Consider the following 6178-nt stretch of genomic DNA (forward strand, 5'->3'; position numbering starts at 1 on the left):
GGTCCCCGGTGGGCGCCTGTTCGGCCCGGCCGTCCCGGCCCGGCACGTCGGCAGCGTCGACGTCTTCCTGGAAGCCTTCGAGACCGCGGCCGACGGCGGGGTGCTGGTCGTCGACAACGGCGGCCGCCTCGACGAAGCCTGCGTCGGGGACCTCGTGGTGCTCGAGGCACGCGCCGCCGGGCTTTCCGGTGTCCTGATCTGGGGCCTGCACCGCGACACCGCCGACATCCGGGCCATCGGGCTCCCCGTGTTCAGCCTCGGTTCCCTCCCGACCGGCCCGCTCACCCTCGGCCCCCGCGTCGACGGCGGGCTGGCCGAAGCGATCGTCGGCGGCTGGCGGGTCGGACCGTCGGACCTCGTCCTGGGTGACGACGACGGCGTGCTCTTCGTCCCGCTCGCCCGCGCGGGCGAGCTGTTCTCGCTCGCCGAGGGGATCCGCGACACCGAACGCCGCCAGGCCGACCGGATCCGGGGCGGCGAGCCGCTGCGGGAACAAGTGCGCTTCGCGGAGTTCCTCGCCGCGCGGGAAGCGGACCCCGGCCTGACGTTCCGCGCGCACTTGCGGTCCGTGGGCGGTGCCATCGAAGAATGACCACAAAGGTGTGTTCGTTCACCCGACCGGGTATCCCGCGCCCGGAGGCGGCACCATGAACACGCTCATCGGCTTCGGCAAGGACATCGAATACCACTTCGCCCGGGGATTGCGGGCCTACGTCGCCCGGGTCGCCGGCGAGGTCGGCGTCGGGTTCGAGTCGTGTTCGCTCGACCTCGACGTGCCCAGCTCCGGGTACGTCGCGCTCGACCGCACCCTCCCGGACCTGCCCGCGCACGACCTGGCCCTGATCTGGGACGAGGTGCACGGCTGGTCGGCGGAGGTCGAACCCGCCGGCGGCGGCGCGGCCACGGTCCTCGGCTACCTCGGGGGCAGCGAAGTCGTCCCGCCCCCGTGCGCGGTCGCCGGGTTCCTCGACGCGCTGCGGTTCACCGGGCCACCCGCCGCCGCGTTCACGCCGCCGGTGTTCCGGCGGCCCGGCCACCACGAGGACCTGGTCGACCGGCTGCCGGTCACCGGCCCGGAGGCGAGCTCCACGGCCTGGTGAACGGGGACGGGAGCGCGCCGGGCACCTAGGATGGACGGGCCGCGATCCGCACCCCGAAGGAAGCCCGTGACCACCGATGAGCCGCACCCCGTCCGCGTCCTGCTCGTGGAGGACCACGACATGGTGGCGGAGGCGCTGCAGCAGGCCCTCGACCGCGCCGACGGGATCACCGTGGTCGGCCGCGCCCGCTCCCGGGCCGAAGCCCTCGCCGACGTCCGCGAGCACCAGCCGGACGTCGTGCTGCTGGACCGGCGGCTCTCCGACGGCGACGCGCTGGGCGCTATCGCGGACCTCGCGGCCGGTGGCGCGCGGGTGCTGGTGCTGACCGGCGAGGCGACGCCGGCGATCGCCGCGCAGGTGGCCAAGGCGGGCGGCGCCGGGCTGCTGTTCAAGTCCTCGCAGCTGGGCGTGCTGGAGTCCGCCGTCCGGGACGTGGCCGCCGGCGGCGTGGTCTTCGAGCCGGAACTGCTGCCCGGCGTCTTCGACCAGCTGACCGGCCGCGGTCCCGCGGTGGGCCGGGGGCTGACCGCGCGTGAGCGCGAAACCCTCGACCTGCTGGGCGAAGGCGCGACCACCGACGAGATCTCCCTGCGGCTCGGCGTGTCGCGCAACACCACCCGCAACCACGTCCAGCGCGTGCTGGAGAAGCTCGGCGCGCGCTCGAAGCTCGAAGCCGTCGCCGTGGCCCGCCGGGAGGGCCTCATCAGCTGATGCAGCTGCACCAGCCGGAGGGGAGCGGTTTGCATCTCGCGCGGCGCCGGGCGGTCGGCGACTCTTGATGCCGTGGACGTCCATGCCCCGCTCACGGCGGAGTGCGCACTGACGGGTTCGGCGGGCGGACTGGCCCTGGTGCGCCGGTTCACCCGGCTGACGCTGCTCGCGTGGGCGAGCGGCACCGTCGTCGACGACGCTCAGCTGCTCGTCACCGAGCTGGTGACCAACGCGCTGCGCCACGGCGGCGGCCGCCCGCTCCTGCGGCTGGCCGTGGCCGGCGGGCAGCTCCGCATCGAGGTCTTCGACGACGACCCGGCGCCCCCGGTGCGGCGGCCCGCCGGTGCGGACGGCGGCTGGGGCCTCGCCCTCGTCGAGCGGCTCTCGTCCGCGTGGGGGAGCGCGCGCCACGGCCGCGGGAAGGTCGTGTGGTGCTCACTGCCGGCGGCTTCGGCCGAACTCGCCGGGTGAACGACCGGGAACGCGTCATGCCAGGCTCGCGGCGATCCGGCAGAGTTGCCCCATGGACGACGACCCGTTCCGCCTGCTGGTGCAGGGGGTGCTCGACTACGCGATCTTCATGCTGGACACGCGGGGGCGGATTTCCAGCTGGAACGCCGGGGCCACCCGGATCAAGGGCTACTCCGCGGAGGAGATCATCGGGCAGCACTTTTCGGTGTTCTACCCGGCGGAAGACGTCGCGGCGGGGAAACCGGACCGGGAACTCGAGGTGGCCGCCGCCGAAGGGCGGCTGGAGGACGAGGGGTGGCGGGTCCGCAAGGACGGCACCCGGTTCTGGGCGAACGTCGTGATCACGGCGCTGTACGACGATCGGGGTCGGTTGAAGGGCTTCGGGAAGGTCACCCGCGACGAGACGGACCGCAGGGCGGCCGAAGTCGCCCTGCGGGAAAGTGAAGAACGGTTCCGCCTGCTGGTGCAGAACGTGGTCGACTACGCGATCTTCGTGCTGGACCCCCAGGGCCGGGTTTCGAGCTGGAACGCCGGGGCCGCGCGGATCAAGGGGTACGCCGAGGAGGAGATCGTCGGGCAGCACTTTTCGGTGTTCTACCCCGCCGACGAGGTGGCCGAGGGGAAGCCGGACCAGCACCTGGCGGCGGCGGCCGCGGAGGGGCGGCTGGAGGACGAGGGGTGGCGGGTCCGCAAGGACGGCACCCGGTTCTGGGCGAATGTCGTGATCACGGCCCTGCTGGACGAGCGGGGCCGGCTGCGGGGCTTCGGCAAGGTCACCCGCGACATGACCGAGCGCCGCACCGCCGAGCAGGCCGTGCGCGACCGCGGCCGGCTGGTCGGGCACCTCGTGGAGGCCCAGGAGGTGGAGCGGCGCCGGATCGCCTGGGACGTGCACGACGAGTCGATCCAGTCCATGGTCGCCGTCGGCATGCGCCTGCAGCTGCTCGCGTCCCGGCTGCCGGAACCGGCGGCGGCCGCGGTGGAGGGCCTGGACGAGTCCGTGCAGGCCGCCATCGCCCGGTTGCGCGGCCTGGTCTCCCGGCTGCGGCCCCCCGAGCTGGACCGCCACGGTCTCGTGGAAGCGGTCACCGCCTACGTCGACGACGTCGCGGGCCGCTGGGAATTGGCGCACTCGGTGCGCGACGAGCTCACCGCCGAGCCGTCCCCGGAGGCGGCGACCACCGCCTACCGGATCTGCCAGGAGGCGCTCAGCAACGTCCACAAGCACGCCCAAGCCACCAGGATCGACGTCGTCCTGTCCACAGTGGACAACGGACTGCGGGTGCGGATCATCGACGACGGAGTCGGGATGGCCGGCGGCGAAGCCGGATCGGGCCACTTCGGGCTGGTCGAAATGCACGAGCGGGCCGAAGCGGCGCACGGCTGGCTCTCGGTGACCAGTGAGCCCGGCGCGGGCACGACCGTGGAGTGCTGGCTGCCGACGCTGCCCGACGTGGGGGGACTCGAGTCATGACCGAGCTGCGGGTGCTGATCTCCGACGACGACGTGATGATCCGCGACGTCCTGAAGGAGGTCCTCGACGACGAACCCGACATCGCCGTGGTGGCGGTCGCGGGTGACGCCGACGAGGCCATCCGGCTCGCGGAGCGGCACCGCCCCGCGGTCGCCGTCCTCGACGTCCGGATGCCCGGCGGCGGCGGTGCGCGGGCGGCGCGGGAGATCGCCCGGTGCAGCCCGGAAACCGCGATCCTGGCGTTTTCGGCCTACGCGGACCGGGCCTCGATCGCCGGGCTCGAGGCGGCCGGCGTCACCGAATACCTGGTCAAGGGCGTGCCCAACCGGGTGATCGTCGAAGCCGTCCGGCGGCTGGGCGGTCAGCGGCCGGACTGAGCGGTCACGGCCGGACGTTCGCCGCGACGGTGTCGAAGTCCGCCGGGAGCAGCGTGAACAGCCGGCGCACCGCGCGCGACCGCCCGGCGTCGACGCTCAGGTGCGCGCCGGTCGCGTCGGCGAGCAGCTGGGCCCGCAGCAGCGAGTTCAGCCCGGCGACGGAGAAGAACGTGACGGCGGAGAGGTCGATGACGACCTCCTCGACCCGGTCGTGGATGCGCGACTGGAGGACTTCGTCCAGCCGGCGCGCGGTGCTGAGGTCGACTTCTCCGGAGACGGCGACGAGCACCGTGCGTGCGCCGGGGTGGCGCAGGTGCAACGACATGTGGCCGCCGGCGGCGATGAGCTCGTGGTCGGCCGAGCGGGGCTGCGGAACCATCGCGGTACACCCTTTCCTCGGGCAGCGGGGCGAACCGGACGTTCGGGACGGGTGCCGCGAAAGGCAGCCTGCCGGCGCGCGGCGCGGAGCGTCCGGTAGCGGCTGACGGCTCAACCGTGAGCCTTCAGCATAGTGCAGATGCACTAGGCGAGCCATCTAGCCCGGTGACCACGAAGGTTCACGGGTCGGGGTCCTGGGTGGTGAGGCCTGCCGAACGGTCTCGTGTCGATCTCCGTGGTCAGCGGGAACGGCCGGCTCGCAGCGGCCAACTCGCGCACCGGAACGGCCAACTCGCCGGCGGGTGGGTGAGTTGGCCGTTCCGGTCGGTGTGTTGGCCGTTCCGGCTGGTGAGTTGGCTGCCGGGGTTGTTGTGGTCGGTGCTGCTGGGGGGCTGGGAGGCCAGTGTGGCGGGTTCGCTTGGGTGCGTTCCCGGTCACCGCGCCAGCCCGGTCATCGCGAACTCGCAGATCACGGGCGGTAACGAAACGCACCCCCTCCGCGAGTAACCTGACACGAGGGGGTGATCCATGGTGTCCGCGCGACGGCACGGTGGCTTCGACGAGGCCGAGCTGCCCGAGACGCACCGGATCAGGTGGTGGCTGGCGGCCGGGGTGGCGGGGCTCGTCGCCGCGGGGTTCGCCGTCGTGCCGTACCTGCCGTTCTTCCAGAACTGGACGTTCGTCCGGGACCCGAAGGTCGCTAGCGTCATCACCTGGACGGTCCTGCAGACCTCCGTCGTCCTCGTGTCCGTCGTGCTGACGCTGTACTTCGTCGGCAAAGCGCGGCTCGAAGCCGCCGCCTACCGGGCCAACCAGATCGACATCCGGCTGTTCGCCGACGAACGGCCCGAAGGCAGCCACGACCGCGAGATCGACTCCGCCGTCGAACTGACCGCCACCTTCAAGCGGTTCCTCAACGATTCCCGCCTCTACACGCCGACCCCGGTGCCCGGCGTCGGCAGCTCGTACGACTTCATCCAGATCGTCGAGCACGCCGGCGATTCCGCCGACGGCTGGTGGAAGGCGGCCACCAAGCTGATCCGGCTCGCGCAGCCGCCCGCCGCGTTCACCGTCAGCGGCACCATCCGGCCGGGCAACACGACCGGCCGCTACCAGCTCATCCTGGAACTGGTCCGCGTGCCGCGCTTCGCCGCCAGCCCGCTCGTCATCGAGGACGAGAACTGGGCGCGCGTGCTGCACCGCGCGGCGAACGCCGTGGCCGCGCTGGTCATCCCGCGCAGCGCGTACGTCCGCACGAACATCCACTGGGCCGCCTGGCGGGACGCGAAGATCCCGTACGAGCTCTTCGACGCCTACCAGCGCGCCAACCACTTCATCACCTATCGCCGCTACGACGAAGCACTGGCCGAGTACTACCGGGCCGTCAGCCTCGACCCGGCCAACGTCTACATCAGGCTCGAGATCGCGGCGCTGCAGGAACAGCTCGACCTGCACCTCGACGCGCTCGCCACGTACGACGACGTGATCACCGTCTGCAGCCGTGGCCACCCCACCCTCGCCCGATGGTGGATCGGCCCCGACTTCGCGCGCCAGCCCCGCCGCGACGCGCGCGGGCGCGACGTCGCCCTGCTGATCGCCCGCTACCGGCACGCGCTCGTGCTCGGCCACGGCGACTCCGTGGCCGGGTCGTGGTGGGTCCGGCGCAC

Annotated in this window: 7 protein-coding genes and 1 pseudogene; 7 read left to right on the forward strand and 1 reads right to left on the reverse strand. The window is 72.6% G+C overall.

The features are described 5' to 3' along the window. The 6 genes from G3I65_RS22105 to G3I65_RS22130 form a co-directional block, all read left to right on the forward strand. A partial coding sequence (locus G3I65_RS22105; protein ID WP_160697794.1) for an RraA family protein occupies nucleotides 1-592 on the forward strand: 592 nt, incomplete at its 5' end. A gap of 55 nt (nucleotides 593-647) precedes the next feature. Then, a complete protein-coding gene (locus G3I65_RS22110) occupies nucleotides 648-1100 on the forward strand; it encodes a DUF6292 family protein (RefSeq protein ID WP_160697795.1) in 453 nt (150 codons plus the stop codon). Nucleotides 1101-1130: 30 nt separating this feature from the next. Beyond that, nucleotides 1131-1811, forward strand: coding sequence for a response regulator transcription factor (locus G3I65_RS22115; RefSeq protein ID WP_160697796.1), 681 nt, complete (start codon nucleotides 1131-1133; stop codon nucleotides 1809-1811). Nucleotides 1812-1883: 72 nt separating this feature from the next. Beyond that, nucleotides 1884-2282 (forward strand): ATP-binding protein, encoded by a 399-nt coding sequence (locus tag G3I65_RS22120; RefSeq protein ID WP_160697797.1) that lies wholly within the window; start codon nucleotides 1884-1886, stop codon nucleotides 2280-2282. Between the two features lie 52 nt (nucleotides 2283-2334). Further along, nucleotides 2335-3756, forward strand: a complete 1422-nt coding sequence (locus G3I65_RS22125; RefSeq protein WP_160697798.1) for a PAS domain S-box protein — start codon at nucleotides 2335-2337, stop codon at nucleotides 3754-3756. Beyond that, the gene (locus G3I65_RS22130; protein WP_160697799.1) at nucleotides 3753-4133 is read left to right on the forward strand and encodes a response regulator transcription factor; all 381 of its coding nucleotides are present in this window, start codon (nucleotides 3753-3755) and stop codon (nucleotides 4131-4133) included. Before G3I65_RS22125 ends, G3I65_RS22130 begins: the two co-directional genes overlap by 4 nt. 4 nt (nucleotides 4134-4137) lie before the next feature. Here G3I65_RS22130 and G3I65_RS22135 read toward each other — a convergent pair whose 3' ends face one another. Beyond that, nucleotides 4138-4512, reverse strand: coding sequence for an STAS domain-containing protein (locus G3I65_RS22135; RefSeq protein WP_160697800.1), 375 nt, complete (start codon nucleotides 4510-4512; stop codon nucleotides 4138-4140). Nucleotides 4513-5039: 527 nt separating this feature from the next. Between G3I65_RS22135 and G3I65_RS22140 the strand changes: the two are divergent. Continuing rightward, nucleotides 5040-6178, forward strand: a pseudogene (locus G3I65_RS22140) (tetratricopeptide repeat protein); the annotation flags it as partial.

The sequence above is a fragment of the Amycolatopsis sp. SID8362 genome (assembly GCF_010550475.1).
GTDB classification, from domain to species: domain Bacteria; phylum Actinomycetota; class Actinomycetes; order Mycobacteriales; family Pseudonocardiaceae; genus Amycolatopsis; species Amycolatopsis eburnea.